Annotated in this window: 15 protein-coding genes and 1 pseudogene; 8 read left to right on the forward strand and 8 right to left on the reverse strand. The window is 68.8% G+C overall.

The window, feature by feature from the left end; all coding sequences use genetic code 11:
* Positions 1-20 precede the first annotated feature (20 nt).
* Complete coding sequence (locus tag ASC92_RS00705) at positions 21-938, forward strand: dihydrodipicolinate synthase family protein (RefSeq protein WP_056509215.1); 918 nt, start codon at positions 21-23, stop codon at positions 936-938.
* Between the two features lie 43 nt (positions 939-981).
* On the opposite strand, the pseudogene ASC92_RS00710 reads toward ASC92_RS00705, so the two are convergent.
* Positions 982-1,854: pseudogene (locus ASC92_RS00710) on the reverse strand (LysR family transcriptional regulator); the annotation flags it as partial.
* A gap of 119 nt (positions 1,855-1,973) precedes the next feature.
* Between ASC92_RS00710 and ASC92_RS00715 the strand changes: the two are divergent.
* Positions 1,974-2,753, forward strand: coding sequence for an SDR family NAD(P)-dependent oxidoreductase (locus ASC92_RS00715; RefSeq protein WP_056509218.1), 780 nt, complete (start codon positions 1,974-1,976; stop codon positions 2,751-2,753).
* 24 nt (positions 2,754-2,777) lie between these two features.
* On the opposite strand, the gene ASC92_RS00720 is transcribed toward ASC92_RS00715, so the two are convergent.
* The 5 genes from ASC92_RS00720 to cphA (ASC92_RS00740) form a co-directional block, all read right to left on the reverse strand.
* On the reverse strand, positions 2,778-3,032 hold the full coding sequence (locus ASC92_RS00720; RefSeq protein ID WP_007831762.1) for a hypothetical protein: 255 nt from the start codon (positions 3,030-3,032) through the stop codon (positions 2,778-2,780).
* 130 nt (positions 3,033-3,162) lie between these two features.
* Positions 3,163-3,651 carry a hypothetical protein gene (locus ASC92_RS00725; protein ID WP_056509221.1) on the reverse strand — a complete coding sequence of 163 codons (489 nt, stop codon included), beginning with the start codon at positions 3,649-3,651 and terminating at the stop codon, positions 3,163-3,165.
* A gap of 34 nt (positions 3,652-3,685) precedes the next feature.
* Positions 3,686-4,096 carry a hypothetical protein gene (locus ASC92_RS00730; protein ID WP_056509224.1) on the reverse strand — a complete coding sequence of 137 codons (411 nt, stop codon included), beginning with the start codon at positions 4,094-4,096 and terminating at the stop codon, positions 3,686-3,688.
* A gap of 157 nt (positions 4,097-4,253) precedes the next feature.
* Positions 4,254-6,821 carry a cyanophycin synthetase gene (cphA, locus tag ASC92_RS00735; RefSeq protein ID WP_056509228.1) on the reverse strand — a complete coding sequence of 856 codons (2,568 nt, stop codon included), beginning with the start codon at positions 6,819-6,821 and terminating at the stop codon, positions 4,254-4,256.
* A gap of 16 nt (positions 6,822-6,837) precedes the next feature.
* Entirely contained in the window at positions 6,838-9,084 is a 2,247-nt protein-coding gene (cphA, locus tag ASC92_RS00740) for a cyanophycin synthetase (RefSeq protein ID WP_235505637.1), read from the reverse strand.
* Positions 9,085-9,223: 139 nt separating this feature from the next.
* Between cphA (ASC92_RS00740) and ASC92_RS00745 the strand changes: the two genes are divergently transcribed.
* From ASC92_RS00745 to queC, 3 genes are all read left to right on the forward strand, one after another.
* Positions 9,224-11,512: an ABC transporter ATP-binding protein gene (locus tag ASC92_RS00745; RefSeq protein ID WP_056509233.1), complete on the forward strand. Its 2,289-nt coding sequence runs from the start codon at positions 9,224-9,226 to the stop codon at positions 11,510-11,512.
* The gene (locus ASC92_RS00750) at positions 11,509-11,988 is read left to right on the forward strand and encodes a DUF1854 domain-containing protein (RefSeq protein ID WP_056509236.1); all 480 of its coding nucleotides are present in this window, start codon (positions 11,509-11,511) and stop codon (positions 11,986-11,988) included. The genes ASC92_RS00745 and ASC92_RS00750 overlap by 4 nt, the downstream gene beginning before the upstream one ends.
* 92 nt (positions 11,989-12,080) lie before the next feature.
* Positions 12,081-12,815 (forward strand): 7-cyano-7-deazaguanine synthase QueC, encoded by a 735-nt coding sequence (gene queC, locus ASC92_RS00755; protein WP_056509239.1) that lies wholly within the window; start codon positions 12,081-12,083, stop codon positions 12,813-12,815.
* Here queC and ASC92_RS00760 read toward each other — a convergent pair.
* Positions 12,767-14,557, reverse strand: coding sequence for an ABC transporter ATP-binding protein/permease (locus tag ASC92_RS00760; protein ID WP_056509241.1), 1,791 nt, complete (start codon positions 14,555-14,557; stop codon positions 12,767-12,769). The genes queC and ASC92_RS00760 overlap by 49 nt on opposite strands.
* Positions 14,558-14,767: 210 nt before the next feature.
* Between ASC92_RS00760 and ASC92_RS00765 the strand changes: the two genes are divergently transcribed.
* On the forward strand, positions 14,768-16,033 hold the full coding sequence (locus ASC92_RS00765) for an MFS transporter (protein ID WP_056509245.1): 1,266 nt from the start codon (positions 14,768-14,770) through the stop codon (positions 16,031-16,033).
* On the opposite strand, the gene ASC92_RS00770 is transcribed toward ASC92_RS00765, so the two are convergent.
* The gene (locus ASC92_RS00770; protein WP_056509246.1) at positions 15,981-17,399 is read right to left on the reverse strand and encodes a PLP-dependent aminotransferase family protein; all 1,419 of its coding nucleotides are present in this window, start codon (positions 17,397-17,399) and stop codon (positions 15,981-15,983) included. The genes ASC92_RS00765 and ASC92_RS00770 overlap by 53 nt on opposite strands.
* Before the next feature lie 99 nt (positions 17,400-17,498).
* Between ASC92_RS00770 and ASC92_RS00775 the strand changes: the two genes are divergently transcribed.
* Entirely contained in the window at positions 17,499-17,687 is a 189-nt protein-coding gene (locus ASC92_RS00775; protein WP_042673158.1) for a DUF2970 domain-containing protein, read from the forward strand.
* Positions 17,684-18,400 carry a c-type cytochrome gene (locus ASC92_RS00780; protein WP_056509249.1) on the forward strand — a complete coding sequence of 239 codons (717 nt, stop codon included), beginning with the start codon at positions 17,684-17,686 and terminating at the stop codon, positions 18,398-18,400. Before ASC92_RS00775 ends, ASC92_RS00780 begins: the two co-directional genes overlap by 4 nt.
* Positions 18,401-18,403: the final 3 nt, after the last annotated feature.

An 18,403-nucleotide genomic window follows, 5' to 3' on the forward strand; every position in this document is an offset into this window, starting at 1 on the left:
CACGCTAGCAACGAAACATCATGACCCCCAGATACCGCGGCATCTTCCCGGTGGTGCCCACCACCTTCACCGAACAGGGCGAGCTCGACCTCGAGAGCCAGAAGCGCTGCGTCGATTTCATGATCGACGCGGGCTCGGACGGCCTGTGCATCCTCGCGAATTTCTCGGAGCAGTTCGTGCTGTCGGACGAGGAGCGCGAGGTGCTCACGCGCACCATGCTCGAACACGTGAAGGGCCGCGTGCCGGTCATCGTGACCACCACGCACTACAGCACCAAGGTGTGCGCCGAGCGCAGCCGCCGCGCGCAGGACATGGGCGCGGCCATGCTGATGGTGATGCCGCCCTATCACGGCGCGACCTTCCGCGTGCCCGAGCCGCAGATCTTCGAGTTTTACGCGCGCCTGTCGGATGCGGTGGGCATCCCGATCATGATCCAGGACGCGCCGGCCAGCGGCACGGTGCTGTCGGCTCCGTTCCTCGCGCGCATGGCCAAGGAGATCGAGCAGGTCGCGTATTTCAAGATCGAGACGGCCGGCGCGGCCGCCAAGCTGCGCGAGCTGATCCGCCTGGGCGGCGACGCCATCGAAGGCCCGTGGGATGGCGAGGAGGCCATCACGCTGATGCCCGACCTCGATGCCGGCGCGACCGGCTCGATGACCGGCGGCGGCTATCCCGACGGCATCCGCCCCATCATCGAGGCGCACCGCGCGGGCGACCGCGACAAGGCCTTCGCGCTCTACCAGCAGTGGCTGCCGCTCATCAACTACGAGAACCGGCAGGCGGGCCTCCTGGCCTGCAAGTCGCTCATGAAGGAGGGCGACGTGATCGCTTGCGAGGCGCCGCGGCATCCGCTGCCCGCGATGCACCCCGCGACGCGCGCCGGCCTGATCGAGACGGCGAAGCGGCTCGATCCGCTGGTGCTGCGCTGGGGGAGATAGTCGGTTCGCCGTCCCCGGCGAAGTAGGGCGCGAGGAGCTCGGTCAGCCAGTTCATCACGGCGAGCACGCGCGGCGCGAGGTGGCGCCGGTTGACGTACACCAGCGACACCGGCATCGGGCGCGCGGTGAACGCCGGCATCACCTGCACCAGCGAGCCGGCCGCAAAGCACGGCAGGAGGCCGCCGAGCGGCGCCTGGATCAGCCCGAGGCCCGCGACCGCCGCGGCGTTGTAGGCGTCGGTGCCGTTCACCGTGACGATGGAGCGCATCGGCTGCATCCGGTAGCGGCCCTGGGCCGCGTCGAAGTATTCCCAACCCGCGTCGTTCGGCGAGAGGGTCTGTGCGAAGTGCACGATGCGGTGCTGCGCGAGGTCGGCGAGCGTCTGCGGCGTGCCATGCGCCTGCAGGTAGGCCGGGCTCGCGGCATTGGCCATCCGCATGAAACCGAGCGGCCGCGCGACGAGTTCGGAATCGCCCAGCACGCCCACGCGCAGCACGCAGTCGAAGCCCTCGTTCACGAGATCGACGCGGCGGTCGGTCGTGCTGATGCCGATCTCCAGCGCGGGATGCCGCGCGAGGAATTCGGGCAGCCGCGGAATGACGAGGTCGCGCGCCACGGTGGCCGGCAGGTCGATGCGCAGGCGCCCCGTGAGGCCGCCAATGTTCGAGCGGAACATGGTGGCCAGCTGCTCGCCTTCGGCCAGGTAGTCCTTGCAGCGGTCGAGGAAGCGCGCGCCGTCTTCCGTGAGGCGCACGCTGCGCGTCGTGCGCTGCAGGAGCCGCGTGCCCAGGCGCTCTTCCAGTTGTTGCACGGCCACCGAGACGCGCGCGCGGGTCAGGCCGAGCTGGTCCGCGGCGCGGCTGAAGCTCGCGAGTTCGGCCACCTTCGAGAAGATGCGCAGTTCGTCGGTGATCATGGCGGCTGATTGTTTCTTCCTCGGATAACAGTGTGCGTAGTCTGGCGGAATTTATCTTTCTGCCGGTAATTTTTAAAGTCCATCCATCGATCTACCGATGAACCACCAAGGACTTTGAAATGACCGCTTCCAACACCTCTCATCCCTCCCGCATCGCGCTTGTCACCGGCGGCAGCCGGGGCCTCGGCCGCAGTGCCGCGCTGGCGCTCGCCGCCGATGGCGTCGACGTGATCCTGACCTACGTGTCGAACGAAGCCAGCGCGCAGGCGGTGGTGTCGGAGATCGAGGCGAAGGGGCGCCGTGCCGTCGCGCTCCGGCTCGACGTCGGCGACAGCACGGCCTTCGCGGCGTTCGCGGATTCGGTGAAGGCGGCGCTCGCGGCCACCTGGCAGCGCGAGCGCTTCGACTTCCTGGTGAACAACGCGGGCGTGGGCCTGCACGCGAACTTCGAGGACACGACCGAAGCGCAGGTCGACATGCTCTACAACGTGCACTTCAAGGGCACGTACTTCCTCACGCAGAAGCTGCTGCCGCTGATCAACGACGGCGGGCGCATCGTCAATGTGTCGTCGGGGCTGACCCGGTTCTCGATAGCCGGTGCATCCGCCTATGCCGCGATGAAGGGGGCCGTGGAGACGCTCACGCGCTATCTCGCCAAGGAACTCGGCGCGCGCGGCATCGCGGCGAACACGATCGCACCGGGTGCGATCGAGACCGACTTCAGCGGGGGCATGGTGCGCGACAACGCGCAGGTGAACGCGATGGTCGCGGGCTTCACGGCGCTCGGACGCGCGGGCAAGCCCGACGACATCGGCGGTGCGATCGCGGGCTTGCTCGGGGAGGGGAGTCGCTGGGTGAATGCCCAGCGCATCGAGGTGTCGGGCGGGATGCTGGTCTGAACACGCGGGGGGGCCCCGCGGACTTCAGCTTTTCTCGAGTTCGGTGACTTGCAGCGACAGGTCGAACAGCTTGGACTTGCTGGCGTAGTAGCGGTCGAGCCGCCATTCCTTCAGGATATCCATCGCGAGCTCGAAGCTCTTGTAGTCAAGGTTGTAGAGCGTGACCAGCTCGAAGCTGCGTTCGGACTCGAGAGCCAACACGAGCTGGGCCAGGATCTTGGCCGATTCGTTGGCCGGGTCCGTTTCGATGAACCGGCGGGCGACCTTGATGGCATTCATGGGAAAGGATTCCTAGGTAGGCAGGGACCGAGAACTATAGCTAGCACGCCTGCGTCTTTTATGACAGTACCGTGACAGTAGGGGCATCGCCAGCGCGGGGCGCGTGGCGATGCTTCTTCCGGAAAGACGCTCAGCGCAGCGGCGCGGGCATCGGCCGGGGCATGGGCATCGGCGCGGGCATTGGTGCAGGCATGGGCATCGGTTCCGGCGCCATCGTGGGCGCGGGCATCACGATGGTGGTGACCGATTCGCGGATCACGCCACCGCCCATCACACTGCCGTCGACACTGGCCCTGGAGTTGCCGCTGTTGCCGAGCACGCGGGCCTCGCAGGCAGAGCGGTCGTCCGGCTGCTGCTGCAGGCCGCAGCGCGCGAGCGCATTGGCGCGGTAGTCGGGTGCGCTGGTCAGGCCTCCGCGCGCGGCTTCCTGGCGGGCGGCGCCGGCTTCGCGGATGCAGGCGGCGCGGTCCTGCTGGTTGTGGCCGCAGACCGACAGTTCCTGTTGATAGATGCCGGGCGGCACTGCGCCGCGTGGCGACGCGGCCGAGGCGATGCCGGTGGCTGTGAGCCCGCCGATGGCGAGCAGGGCAAAGATCATGGGACGAGTGGTGCTTTTCATGGATGGCTCCTTGAAGTGAGCTGAAAGAGGGGGGTCAGCGTGCCGGCGCGGGTTGCGGCGGCAGGGGCGTCACGGTTTCGCGGATCACGCCGCCGCCCATCACGCTGCCTTCGGTGGTGGTGCGTGCTCCGCCGTTGATGCGGGCTTCGCAATCGGACTGTTCGGCGGCCGGCAGTTCGCCGCAGCGGGCGAGGGCGTTGACCTGTTCGCGCGCCGGGCTGGGGCTGGTGAGGCCGCTGCGTCCGGCTTCCTGGCGGGCGGCGCCGGCTTCGCGCAGGCAGGCGGCACGGTCTTGCTGCACGCCGTCGCAGGTGGCGCGTTCCTTCTGCATGCGGGCGCCGGAGCCCGATGCCTGCGCACTGGCGGTCTGCGCGCCGAAGGCGATGAGGCCGCTGGCAGCGAAGAGGGCCGTGGCGGAAAGGATGGAACGAACTGTTGCTGTCATGCGGGCTCCTTGGTGAAAGCACGCCCTCCCTGAGGTGAGGTGCGTGACCGGAGCCCAGTCTGGCGTCGGAGGAGTCGTGCGGGCTGTGGGACAGCCGCACACCGCCAACCGGGCCGGACGCGCCCCTGCATGTGGGACGTGTCCGGCAAGCGGGGCTTCAGCCCGCTGCGATGCGCTGTGCCAGGTGAGCGAGCGCTTCCTCGACCTGGTCGACCAGGATCAGGGACAGGTCGCCCGGCTGCAGGCGGGCCAATGCGGCGTCGATCGCGACGAACTCGCCGCGGATCTCGTCGATCTGGCGGGTGCGGGCCGCGCCCTGCAGGCCCTGGCGCAGCAGCGCCATGACTTCGCCGTCGGCGCGGCCGCGCTGTGCAGCATCCTGGTAAAGGATCACGTCGTCGAAGGCTTCGCCGAGGATGGCCGTCTGGTCGCGGATGTCCGAGTCGCGCCGGTCGCCTGCGCCGCTGATCACCACCGAGCGCTTCTTCGCCGGCATGGTGTCCACGGCCGACACCAGTGCGCGCATGGCGTCGGTGTTGTGGCCGTAGTCGGCGATCACGGTGGCGCCGCGGTAGTCCATGACGTTGAAGCGCCCGGGCACGCCGGCCGCGTCGTTCATGAAGCTCGCGAGGCCGCTGCGGATGGTGTCCCAGTCGAGGCCCACGGCCCAGGCCGCGGCCACCGAGGCCATCACGTTGTCGACCTGGAAGCCAATGGTGCCGTTGCGCGTGATGGGCACGTCGCGCAGCGCGATGCGCTCGCGCCACGAGCCTTCGGCCGCGACCAGCGTGTCCTGGTCGACGTACACGGTGCGCTTGCCCTGCGCGCGGTGCGTGGCCATCACCGGGTGCATGCGGTCGGCGGTGAAGAAGATCACGTGGCCGGGGCAGCCTGCGGCCATGGCGGCGACGTTCACGTCGGCCGCGTTGAGCACCGCGTAGCCGTCGGCCGCCACGTTGCGCACGATCACGCGCTTCAACACCGCGAGGTCTTCCACGGTGGTGATGTAGTTCAGGCCCAGGTGGTCGCCGCTGCCGATGTTGGTGACCACGGCCACCTGGCAGCGGTCGAAGCCGAGGCCTTCGCGCAGCACGCCGCCGCGGGCCACTTCGAACACGGCCGCGTCTACATCGGGGTGCATCAGCACGTTGCGCGCGCTCTTCGGGCCGCTGCAGTCGCCGCTGTCGGTCTGGCGGCCGTCGACGTACACGCCATCGGTGTTGGTCATGCCGGTGCGCAGGCCGCTCGACGCGAGCAGGTGGTTGATGAGGCGCGCAGTAGTGGTCTTGCCGTTGGTGCCGGTGACGGCGACCACCGGAATGCGGCCGTCGTCGCCGTGGGCGTACAGGGTGTCCATCACCGCTTCGCCGACCGCGCGGCCGCGGCCGAAAGAGGGCGAGATGTGCATGCGCAGGCCGGGCGCGGCATTCACCTCGACCACGCCGCCGTGCTGCTCCTCGAGCGGGCGCAGCACGTTCTCGCAGACCATGTCGACGCCGCAGATGTGCAGGCCGACCATCTGCGCCGCATCGACGGCGCGCGCCGCCACTTCGGGGTGCACGGTGTCGGTCACGTCGGTGGCGGTGCCGCCGGTGGAGAGGTTCGCGTTGTTACGCAGTACCACGCGCTGGCCGCGCGCGGGCACGCTGTCGGGCGTGAGACCCTGCGATTCGAGCCGGCCGATCGCGATGTCGTCCAGGCGGATCTTGGTGAGCGAGGTGGCATGGCCCTCGCCGCGGCGCGGGTCGAGGTTCACGGTGTCGACCAGCTGGCGCACGGTGGCGCTGCCGTCGCCGATCACCTGCGGCGGGTCGCGCCGCGCGGCGGCCACGAGGCGGTCGCCCACCACCAGCAGCCGGAAGTCGAAGCCGGGCAGGAATTTCTCGACCATCACCTCGCCATAGACGGCGGCCGAGTCGTAGGCCGCGAACAGTTCTTCGCGCGAGTTGATGTTGACGGTGACGCCCTTGCCCTGGTTGCCGTCCTGCGGCTTCACCACGACCGGCAGGCCGATCTCGTTGGCAGCAGCCCAGCCGTCTTCGGCACTGGTCACGGGGCGGCCCAGCGGCACCGGCACGCCGGCGGCGTTGAGCAGCTGCTTGGTCAGTTCCTTGTCCTGCGCGATCGATTCGGCCACGCCGCTGGTGCTGTCGACTTCAGCGGCTTGAATGCGGCGCTGTTTGGAGCCCCAGCCGAACTGCACCAGGCTGCCGCTGGTCAGCCGGCGGTACGGAATGCCGCGCGCCACGGCGGCATCGACGATGGAGCCGGTGCTCGGGCCCAGGCGCTCGGACTCGTCGAGGTCGCGCAGCTCGGTGATGGCGGCGTTGGCGTCGAAGGCGGTGTCGGCCAGGGCGGCTTCGATCAGCTGCTCGGCCACTTCGATCGCACGGCGGCCGACGGCTTCTTCGCTGTACTGGAACACGACCTGGTAGACGCCTTCTTCCACGGTGGGCGAGGTGTGGCCGAAGTTGACGGCGCAGCCGGCCTGGGCCTGCAGCGCCACGGCGGCGTTCTCGAGCACGTGGGCCAGTGCCAGCGGCTGGCCCAGCACCATCGGGTGCAGTTCGCCGATGGTCGGGAAGCGCGCGCGCAGGCGGACTTCGAAGCCGGCCAGCTTGCTGATGGCGTTCTCGTCGCCTTGGCAGGCAACCACCGCTTCGATGGCGGTGTGGCGGCTCCAGAGATTGGGGCCGCGCAGGGCGCGGATTCGGGTGACTTTCATGGGGCGGCGGTGCGCATCAGGCGAGTTGCAGTTGGGGAGAGGAAAGCGGCTGGGTCTGCGACAGCTGCAGCGAGGCCAGCGCCGCCTGCAGGTCGGCCTCGAAGGCCTCCACGCCGGCGCCGATCAGGTTCAGCGGAATGCCCATCGCCCAGGCGGCGGCGACGGCGGCCAGCAGGCTTTCGAGGCTCACGCCGGCATGGGTGGCGCGCCACACGGTCAGCCGGCCGAGGCCGGGCAGGAACGATTCGCTGCTGCCGTTGGCCAGCACCACGCGGTCTTGCCGCACCAGCACGGCCTTGCCGCCGGCGCTCTGGTGCGCAGTGAGTTCGGCGGCCTGCGGGTCGGCCGAATAGAGGATGACGGCGCCGTCGCACAGCGGCGCGAGGCCGGCCACGCGCGGGTCGCCCGCATTCAGCACGGCCGTGCCTTCGGACAGCACCACGTCGACCTGCGTGCGCAGCACCTTGACCAGCTGGTCGCTCTCGGTGATGTCGTAGTCGGCCAGCGCTTCGAAGCCATCGAGGTCGGTGACGATGCCGACTTCGCAGCGGTCGTAGGGGAGACCGTCGCGCAGGATGGTTTCGGCGCCGTTCTCGATCACCACGGCCTGCACGGCGCGGTTCACGAGCAGGCGGTGGCCGGCGTCCCAGTTGGCGCTGTCGCGCGCATCGACGCGGCGGCGTTCGAGGAACAGGCCGTCGCGGCAGGCGAGGCCGGTCTGGCGGCCGCCCAGGCCGATCAGCCAGGCCACGAGGCGCGCCAGCACGGCGGTGTCGCGCGAGCCGGCCACGCCGACCACGGGAATGCGCCCGGGTGCGTCATTGGGGAACAGGTGGTCGCAGATGGCGCGGCCCACCGGGCGCGGCGAACCGACGGCCGGCTTCAGGTGCATCAGCAGGCCGGGGCCGGCATTGACTTCGACGATCGCGCCGCGCTGCGGGCCCAGCGGCTTGGAAATGTCCTGCGCCACGAGGTCGATGCCCGCGATGTCGAGGCCCACCACGCGCGCGGCCAACACGGCGGCGTGCGCGACTTCGGGGTGGACCTGGTCGGTGCAGTCGTTGGCCATGTTGCCGTTGCGCTGGATCGTCACCACGCGGCCGGCGGCCGGCACGGCGTTGGCGTCCAGCTCCTGGCGCTTGAGCTCGAGCTGCAGCTTGGCGTCGTTGTCGATCTCGATCACGTCGAGCGGAAACTCTTCCTCGGCGCCGCGGCGCGGGTCGCTGTTGAGCTGCTTGTCGATCAGGTCGCGCACGCTGCTCTGGCCGTCGCCGGTCACGGTGATGATCTCGCCGCGTGCGGCCGCCACCACCTCGCCGCCCACCACCAGCAGGCGGTGTTCGTGACCGCGGATGAAGCGCTCGACCATCACGTCGCTGCCTTCGGGCTCGGCGACGGCGAAGGCGGCCATGACTTCTTCACGCGTTGTCAGTTCGAGCGACACGCCGCGGCCGTGGTTGGCGTCGGAAGGCTTCACGGCCACCGGCAGGCCGATGTCCTCGGCGGCTTCCCAGGCCTCTTCGGCGTTGGCGACCACCTGGCCTTCGGGCACGGGCACGCCACAGCTCGCGAGCAGGGACTTGGTCAGCTCCTTGTCGCTGGCGATCGATTCGCCGATGGCGCTGGTGTAGTCGGTCTCGGCGGTCCAGATGCGCTGCTGGTTGGCGCCGTAGCCCAGCTGCACCAGGTTGCCGCTGTTCAGGCGCATGTGCGGAATGCCGCGGTCGGTGGCGGCGGCCACGATGGCGGCGGTGCTCGGGCCGAGGTAGCAGTCTTCCACCTTGGCCTTGACCGCGTCGACGGCCTTCTGCACGTCGGAGGCGCTGAACGGATCGTTGTTGATGGCCGCCATCAGCAGGCGGTGGCCCTCGGCCAACGCCACCCGGGCGACCTGCTCGTCGCGCGCGCGGAACACCATGCGGTAGACGCCGTGCTCCGAGGTGCTGCGGGTCTGGCCGAAGCCGGTCGGCATGCCGGCCAGGTTCAGCAATTCGATGACGACGTGCTCCAGCACGTGGCCCGACCAGGTGCCTTCGGTCAGGCGCTGGATGAAGCCACCGCGCTCGCCGACACCGCAGTGGTGCTCGATGAGCGCCGGCAGCAGGCCGGTCAGGCGGTCGGTGAAACCGTCGATCTTGTTGGAGGGGAAGTCTTCCAGCTGGCCCAGGTCGAGCCAGACTTCGAGTACCGGACGGTAGGTCCAGAGGTTCGGGCCGCGCAAATAGTTGATGCGCAGCAGGCGGATGTCGTCGAAACGGGTCATGCAAACGTTCGAAGTGCTTTGGCCGAGCACCACGGCGCCTTCAAGCGCGCCCATGGCAATCGGTCAGAATCGGCGCCCGACCAAGGGCGCCATGACGGGGTCCATGCGGCCCGCGACGGGCAAGAGTCAGAGAAACACAATGCAACATCACGATCCAGTCGGCACCCGGGAGGGCGAAACAGAGGCGGCTTCAGACGCGCTGAAAAACCGGCTCGCAGTCGCGGAAAACGTTCTGGTAATACTGTCGGTTGACCTCGACGACCAACTTCGCTTCGCTTGCGGCCTAGTCGCCCTGACTGACCAGAGGCTGATCGCGCTCGAACCGGGCGGCGAATGGCGTGAGTGGCCGCTAACCGACGCCGCGCTAGCACTGCGCCTGTCCGACCACTCGGGCGTGGGAACCCTCGATTTGACGGGGCCTTCGGGCCGATTGGCCCGCTGGCGCTACACCCTGGCCGGACAGGTCGCTGCGCTGCGCCTGCTCAAGTTGTTCGGCCAGCGAACGTCTGGTGTCGCCAAGGAGACACCGGAGCTCATCGAGGTGGCCGACGGCGAAGAGGGCGCCCCCGACGCCGAACGCCAGACCCCGCCATCGACCTGGGTGTTGCTGCGCCTGGGCCGTTTCGCCGGCCCGTACCGCAAGCAGCTGATCCTCGGGTTTGTTCTGACCCTGATTTCCACCGCCGCCACGCTGGTGCCGCCGTACCTGACCATCCCGCTGATGGACGACATCCTGATCCCGTTCCAGAACGGGCAGAAGATCGACACCATGCGCGTCGGCCTGTACCTCGGCGGCCTGCTGATTGCGGCGCTGGTCGGCTGGGGGCTGGGCTGGGCGCGCACCTACCTGCTGGCGCTGGTCTCGGAGCGCATCGGCGCCGACCTGCGCACCACCACCTACGAGCACCTGCTGACCCTGCCGCTGGACTACTTCGGCGGCAAGCGCACCGGCGACCTCATGTCGCGCATCGGCTCGGAAACCGACCGCATCAACGTCTTCCTGTCGCTGCACGCGCTCGACTTTGCCAACGACGTGCTGATGATCGTCATGACGGCGGCCATCCTGATCTCCATCAATCCGCTGCTGGCGGTGGTCACGCTGGTGCCGCTGCCCTTCATCGCCTGGATGATCCACGTCGTGCGCGACCGCCTGCGCACCGGCTTCGAGAAGATCGACCGCGTCTGGTCCGAGGTGACCAACGTGCTGGCCGACACCATTCCCGGTATCCGCGTGGTCAAGGCCTTTGCGCAGGAACGCCGCGAGGCCGAGCGCTTCCGTGTCGCCAACACCTACAACCTGCAGGTCAACGACAAGCTCAACCGCACCTGGTCGCTGTTCACGCCGACCGTGTCGCTGCTCACCGAAATCGGCCTGCTCGTGGTGTGGGCCTTCGGCATCTGGCAGGTGGCGCGCGGCAGCATCACGGTGGGTGTGCTGACCGCGTTCATCGCCTACATCGGCCGCTTCTACACCCGGCTCGACTCGATGAGCCGCATCGTCTCGGTCACGCAGAAGGCTGCCGCGGGCGCCAAGCGCATCTTCGACATCCTCGACCACGTGAGCAACGTGCCCGAGCCGGCCAACCCGGTGAAGGTGGAGCGGGTGCAGGGCCGCATCGAGATGAGCGGGCTGGGCTTTCGCTACGGCTCACGCGCCGTCATCCACGACCTGGACCTTGTGATCGAGCCCGGCGAGATGATCGGCCTCGTCGGCCACAGCGGCTCGGGCAAGAGCACGCTGGTCAACCTCATTTGCCGCTTCTACGACGTGACCGACGGCGCCATCAAGGTCGACGGCACCGACATCCGCCGCTTCGCCGTCGCCGACTACCGGCGCCACGTGGGGCTGGTGCTGCAGGAACCCTTCCTGTTCTTCGGCACCATCGCGCAGAACATCGCCTACGGCAAGCCCGACGCCACGCGCGAAGAAGTCGTCGCCGCGGCCCGTGCGGCCCATGCGCACGACTTCATCCTGCGGCTGCCGCACGGCTACGACTCGCTCGTGGGCGAGCGCGGGCAGGGGCTGTCGGGCGGCGAGCGCCAGCGCATCAGCATTGCGCGCGCGCTGCTGATCGATCCGCGCATCCTGATCCTCGACGAGGCCACCTCGGCCGTGGACACCGAGACCGAGAAGGAAATCCAGAAGGCGCTCGACAACCTCGTGCAGGGCCGCACCACCATCGCCATCGCGCACCGGCTGTCGACATTGCGCAAGGCCGACCGGCTCGTGGTCATGGACCGCGGCGAAGTGGTCGAGGTCGGGCCGCACGATGCCTTGATGGCGAAGCAGGGCGCCTATTGGCGGCTCTATCAGGCGCAACTGCGCCAGGGCGACGACGACGCGAGCGAAGGCGCCGCCGACGAACGCGCAGGCGCCCAGGCGCCATTGGTGGTAACCCACGCAGCCCATCCGGCGGGCGACGCATGACCGAATTCAACACCCCATCTTTCGAACTCGAACGCGACGCCTTCGGCCGCCTCGTGCTGACCGACGCGCAGGGCGAGCGCCACGTGGGCGTCACGCCCGTGCGGGCCTTTCCGCTGAGCGCGCCGCGCCATGGCGTGTCGCTGGTCGGCAGCGAAGGCCGCGAGCTGGTCTGGATCGACAGCGTCGACGCGTTGCCGGCGCAGGCCAGCGCGCTGCTCCAGGAAGAACTCGCGGTGCGCGACTTCGCGCCCACGCTGCTGCGCCTGCACGGCGTGTCCAGCTTCGGCGTGCCCAGCACCTGGACCATCAGCACCGACCGCGGCGACACCAGCTTCGTGCTCAAGGCCGAGGAAGACATCCGCCGGCTCGAAGGCGGCGCGCTGCTCATTGCGAGCGCGCACGGCGTGCAGTTCCGCATTCCCGACGTGAAGACGCTCGACCGCGCATCGCGCAAACTGCTCGAGCGCTTCCTCTAGAAGAAGCCGGCCGCGGCCCCGCTCGCGCAGGGCCTTCGCGGGGGCTGCGAAAATTGTGCCTTTGGACTACAGCGGCCGCGCCGTTGACGGATATGCCCCTGCACACCACCGCCCTCGTTCTGTTCTCCGGCGGCCAGGACTCGACCACCTGCCTCGCCGATGCGCTCTCGAAGTACCAGCGCGTCGAAACCCTGGGCTTCGACTACGGGCAGCGCCACCGCGTCGAGCTCGACGTGCGCGGCACCATCCTCGCGCAGATGCGCGAGCGTTTCCCCGACTGGGCGCCCCGCCTCGGCGAAGACCACGTGCTCACGCTCGCGGCGCTGGCGCAGCTCGGCGGCTCCTCGCTCACCGAAGAGGTCGCCTTCGCCATGCAGGCCGACGGCCTGCCCAACACCTTCGTGCCCGGGCGCAACCTGCTGTTCCTCACGCTGGCCGGCGCGCTGGCCTACCGGCGCGGGCTGCAGGTGATCGTCACCGGCGTCTGCGAGACCGACTTCTCGGGCTACCCCGACTGCCGCGACGACACCATGAAGGCCATGCAGCTGGCGCTCTCGCTCGGGCTGGAGCGCCGCCTCGTCATCGAGACGCCGCTCATGTGGATCGACAAGGCCGAGACCTGGGCCATGGCCCACCGCCTGGGCGGCGAGCCGCTGGTGGAACTGATCGTGGAAGAGACGCACACCTGCTACCTGGGCGACCGCGTGCACCGGCAGGCTTGGGGCTACGGCTGCGGCGAATGCCCTGCCTGCGAGCTGCGCAGGAAGGGCTGGGAGCGCTACGCGGCGGCGCTGCCGGCCGGCGCCGGCACGACCTCCACGCGGTAGCGCGCGGCAGCACCTTCGGCTTCGGGCACCAATGTCCAGCGCTGGCTGTGGAACTCGCCCACCGCGGCCCGATGGGCGACCGAGACCATCGCGCCGCCCCGCGCGCGCACCATCTCCGAGAGCCGTTGGTAAAGCGTGCGTTCGGCCGGCGCGTCCAGCGCGCTGCTGATCTCGTCGGCAAAGATCCAGCGGGGTTTCTTCAACATCACGCGCGCGATGGCCAGCCGCTGCTGCTCGCCGCCCGACAGCTTCTGGCTCCATGCATCGCTGTCGTCCAGGCGATCGGCGAATTCGGGCAAGAGGGCGTCCTTCAATGCCTGGCGCAACTGTTCTTCGGTGTATTTCGCGGCATCTTCCGGATAGGCCAGCGCAACGCGCAGCGGGCCGTCGGGCATGTAGGGCCGCTGCGGCACGAACATCGCGTCCGACGGCACCTGCACGCGTCCGCGTGCGAATGGCCAGATGCCCGCAAAGGCCCGGAACAGGGTCGACTTGCCGCTGCCCGAGGGGCCTTGCACCAGCACGCTGTCGCCGGCCTTCGCCGAGAGCGCTGCATTCGCCAGAAGCGGCGTGCCGTTCGGCAGGTTCAGCGTGAGGCCGTCGGTGTGAAGCGAAGGCGCGTCGCTGCGCTCGAGCGCGTTTTCTTGCGCGGCATGCTCGCGGATCGCGTCGTCGAAGCTCGTGAGACGGTCGGTCGTGGCGCGCCACACCGCCACGCTGTCATAGTTGTCGACGAACCAGCTCAGCGAATCCTGCACCTTGCCGAAGGCCGACGAGATCTGCATCAGCTGGCCCAGCTGGATCGCGCCGCTGAAGAAGCGCGGAGCCGCCACCACGAACGGGAAGATCACCGCCGCCTGGCCGAAGAATGCGGTGAAGGTCACCAGGTTCTTCTGCTGCTTGATGAGCTGCAGATAGTTGCGCAGCACGGCGCCGAAGCGCAGGTCGAGCTGGCCATGCTCCACCGTCTCGCCGCGATCCAGCGCGATGGCCTCGCTGTACTCGCGCACGCGCACGAGGTGATGGCGGAAGTCCGCCTCGAAGCGCTGCTGGCGGAAGTTCAACCCGATCAGCGGCCGTCCGATGAAGTGGGTGATGACCGTGCCCACCACGCAGTAGATCACCGCCAGCCAGACCATCGCACCCGCGATCTGGTAGCTGGTGCCGCCCACCGAGAACGCCGTCGTGCCCGAGAGTCCCCAGAGGATGCCGACGAAGCTGATGAGCGTGACCACGGCGTTCAGCAGGCCCATCGACAGCGTCATGGTCGCGCTGGTGAACAGCTGCATGTCTTCCTGGATGCGCTGGTCGGGGTTGTCCGGCGTCGCGCCGTCCTTGCCCGCATAGCGCGCCAGTTCCATCTCGTAGAAGGTGCGGTCCGCCATCCAGCGGCCCAGGTAGTTGCGCGTGATCCAGGCACGCCAGCGCAACTGCAGCAGTTGCGTCACATAGAACTTGAGCACCTGCAGCGCGATGTTGAAGAAGGCCAGCACGACGAACACACGGATCTCGCGCCAGAAGACCGTCGCATCCTTGTTCTGGAGCCCGTCGTAGAAGCGCCCGTACCACTGGTTGAAGAGCACCAGCGCGTAGACGTAGGCCAGGTTGAGCGCGACGATGGCGGCGAACATGCCCCGTGCCCGCCATTTCTCTTCGGACCGGAAGTAGGGTGCCGCGAGCCTGAAGACGCGTCGCAGCACCTGGATGAACGAGCCCGCGCGAGCGGTGACTGATAGAGACATTCGGTTTTCCTCGCAGGCGCTCGTGCGCCGGTCATCTTGAAGGGGCCATGGTAGACAAATGTTCCTTAAATGGACCTGAAAGCCGCCCGGACCTCCGAAAGACCAGGCTTATCTGCGCAACTGGCGCAAGGCGGCCTCGCACCGCCCGCCCTCGACTGCACGCTGCGCATTTCGCGCCGGCGGGTATCCTCGCTGCGGAGCAAAAAAACAATGAACACAAACGAGACAACCGCCCACGCGGCGGATTCGCGCTACGCCATGGTTCGCCTGGCCCTCACGCTGCTCGTCATGACGGTCGGCAGCAGCGGCATGTACGTGGTGTCGGTGATGCTGCCGGCGGTGCAGGCCGAGTTCGGCATCGCGCGCGCCGACGCTTCGCTGCCCTACACGCTGCTGATGCTCGGGTTCGGATTCGGCGGCGTCATCATGGGCAAGCTCGCCGACCGCGTGGGCGTGATGTGGCCGCTGCTGCTGGGCTCGGTGTGCCTTGGCGCGGGGTACGTCGCCACGGGCATGTCGAGCGGCATCGTTTCATTCACCGTCGCGCAGGCGCTGCTGGTCGGCCTGCTCGGCAGCTCGGTGGCCTTCGCGCCGATGGTGGCCGACACCTCGCTGTGGTTCGTCAAGCGGCGCGGCATCGCGGTGGCGGTGTGCGCCAGCGGCAACTATCTTGCGGGCGCGGTGTGGCCGCCCGTCGCGCAGCACTTCGTCGAAACCGTGGGCTGGCGCCAGACCTACATCGGCATCGGCGTCTTCTGCGGGCTGGCGATGGCACTGCTCGCGCTGTTCTTCCGCGCGCGCCCGCCTGCGCTCGTCCATGTGCCGCCTGCGAATGCATCGAGCGCGGCGGTCGTGCGCGACATGACGCGGCCCTTCGGCCTGAGCATGGGCACGGCCCAGGGCCTGCTGTGCGTGGCCGGCGTGGCCTGCTGCGTGGCCATGGCGATGCCGCAGGTGCACATCGTGGCCTACTGCGGCGACCTGGGCTACGGGCCGGCGCAGGGCGCGATGATGCTGTCGCTGATGCTGGGCTTCGGCATCGTGAGCCGGCTGGTGTCGGGCGCCATCTGCGACCGCATCGGCGGGCTGCGCACACTGCTGCTGGGCGGCGTGCTGCAGTGCGTGGCGCTGCTGCTGTTCCTGCCGTTCGACGGGCTGGTGCCGCTGTATGTCATCTCGGCGCTGTTCGGGCTGTTCCAGGGCGGCCTCGTGCCGTCCTACGCGATCATCGTGCGCGAGCACTTTCCGCCGAAGGAGGCGGGCGCGCGCGTGGGCACGGTGCTGATGTTCTCGCTGTTCGGCATGGCGCTGGGCGGGTGGATGTCGGGCAAGGTGTTCGACCTCACGGGCAGCTACCACGCGGCCTTCCTGAACGGCATCGGATGGAACCTGGTGAACGTGAGCATCACGGCGTTCCTGCTGTTCAGGACGCTTCGGCGATCAGGAGGCCCAGTGTTTGCATCGCCTGCTCGCTGAGCCTGTCCCACGCGTGGCCGTAGTTCAGCCGCAGGCAGTTGGTGAAGGCGCGCGTGGCCGAGAAGATCGGTCCCGGCGCGACGCTGATGCCGAGTTCCAGCGCCTTGCGATGAACGTCGAGCGCGTTCACGCGCGGCGGCAGCTCGACCCACAGGAAGTACCCGCCCAGCGGCCGCGTGGCGCGCGTGCCCGGCGGAAAGTAGTGGCCCACGGCCTGCGTGAAGGTGGCCTGCTGCATTGACAGCGTCTGCCGCAGCTTGCGCAGGTGCTTGTCGAAGCCACCCTTTTCGAGATAGCCCGCGAGCGCCAGCTGCGAGGGCGCCGAGGTGCTGAGCGTGGTCGTGAGCTTCTGGCGCGCCACCTTGCGCGCGAAGCGCCCGGCCGAGGTCCAGCCGATGCGATAGCCCGGCGCCAGGCACTTCGAGAACGACGAGCAGTGCAGCACCAGCCCCAGTGTGTCGAAGGCCTTGGCCGGTGGAGGCCGCCGCTCGCCGAAGTACAGCTCGGCGTACACGTCGTCCTCGATCAGCGGCAGTTCGTGCCGCGCGAGCAGGGCGACCAGCGCTTTCTTCTTCGCGTCCGGCATCAGGCTGCCGAGCGGATTCTGGAAGGTGGTCATGAGCCAGCACGCCGCGGGCTTGTGCGCCGCGATGGCCAGCTCCAGCGCTTCGAGGTCGATGCCTTCGCCCGGGTGCGTCGGCACCTCGATGGCCCGCAGGCCCATGCGCTCCAGCGCCTGCAGCGCGGCATAGAAGGTGGGCGATTCGACGATCACCGCGTCGCCCGGCCGAGTCACGGCCGCGAGGCAGAGATTGAGCGCTTCGAGCGCGCCGTTGGTGATGACGATCTCGTCGGCCGGCACCGGCATGCCGTCGGCGAGGTAGCGCAGCGCGATCTGCCGGCGCAGCGCCGCGCTGCCGGGCGTGAGGTCGTCCACCGTGCTCCATGGATCGAGCGACCTGGCGCTGGCGGCCATGAACTGCCCGAGCCGCGCCAGCGGAAACAGCAGCGGGCTCGGAAAGGCCGAGCCGAAGGGCACGACCTTGCGCGACATGCTGGCTTCGAGGATGTCGAACACCTGGTCGCTCACGTCGAGCGACTTCGGCCCGTCTCCGGGACGCGAGGTCAGCGTGGATTCGGGTGGCGCATCGCGCAGGCCGCCGCCCGCCACGTAGTAGCCCGAACGGTCCCGTGCACGCACGAGTCCGCGCGCTTCCAGCAGGTAGTAGGCCTGGAACACCGTGGACGCGCTGACCCCGCGGCTGCGGCCGGTGTGGCGCACCGAAGGCAGGCGGTCGCCGGTCTTCAGCGTGCCGTTGCGGATTGAGGCCTCGATGTCGGCGGCCAGGGCTTCGTATCGCTTCATCGCGGCTTGCTCTTCATTCGGCAGCACTTTATCTGCACCGGTCGAATGGAGCTGATCTGCATCTGTTTTTTTTGGCCCGACTGGTCCACACTCGGCCTCATGACGAATCTCATGCGCGCGGTGCGCGCCGTTCTGTGGAGTTTCATCGGGCTGGGTGGCCGCCGCGCCGACGCCGACAAGCGGACGGCACAGGTCGGCATCCTGCCGCTGATCGGCGTGGCGCTGGTGATGGTGCTGCTGCTGATCGCGGGGTTGCTCGCGTTGGCGCATTACGCTGCCGGCACATGAAGCTGCGCATTCGCTTCGCTGCCATCGGGCTGATGCTGTTCGCCACGCAGGGCATGGCAGGTGCCGCAACGCCCGCCACGGTGCCCGACACCATCGAGCAGCGCGCGGCTGCCTGCATCGCCTGCCACGGCCGCGAAGGCGCGACCACCAACGCCGGCTACTTTCCGCGCCTTGCGGGCAAGCCGGCCGGCTACCTGTTCAACCAGCTCGTGAGCTTTCGCGACGGGCGGCGCTTCAACAGCGACATGGCGTACATGGTGCAGCACCTGTCGGATGCGTACCTGCGCGAGATGGCCGAGTACTTCGCCGGGCTGCAACTGCCTTACCCGCCCATCGCCACCACCAGCGACGCGACGCCCGAGCAGCTGCAGCGCGGCCGCCAGCTCGTGCACGAAGGCGATGCGGTGCGCGGCGTGCCCGCCTGCGTGCAGTGCCATGGCGCGGCCCTCACCGGTGTGCAGCCGGCCATTCCGGGGCTGCTGGGGCTGCCGCGGCTGTACGTGTCGTCGCAGCTCGGCGCATGGCTCACGAGCGAGCGGCATGCGCTGCCGCCCGACTGCATGGCCGACATCGGCCGGCGCATGTCCACCGCCGACATCAACGCCGTCGCGAGCTGGCTTGCGGTGCAGCCGATGCCGGCCGACACGAAGCCCGCGGCCTCGCTGCCCGCGCCGCTGCCCGTGAACTGCGGCGGCATGCCGAAGTCGAAGTGACGG

It is taken from the genome of Variovorax sp. Root411, from assembly GCF_001425205.1.
In the GTDB taxonomy this organism is placed as follows: Bacteria; Pseudomonadota; Gammaproteobacteria; order Burkholderiales; family Burkholderiaceae_C; genus Variovorax.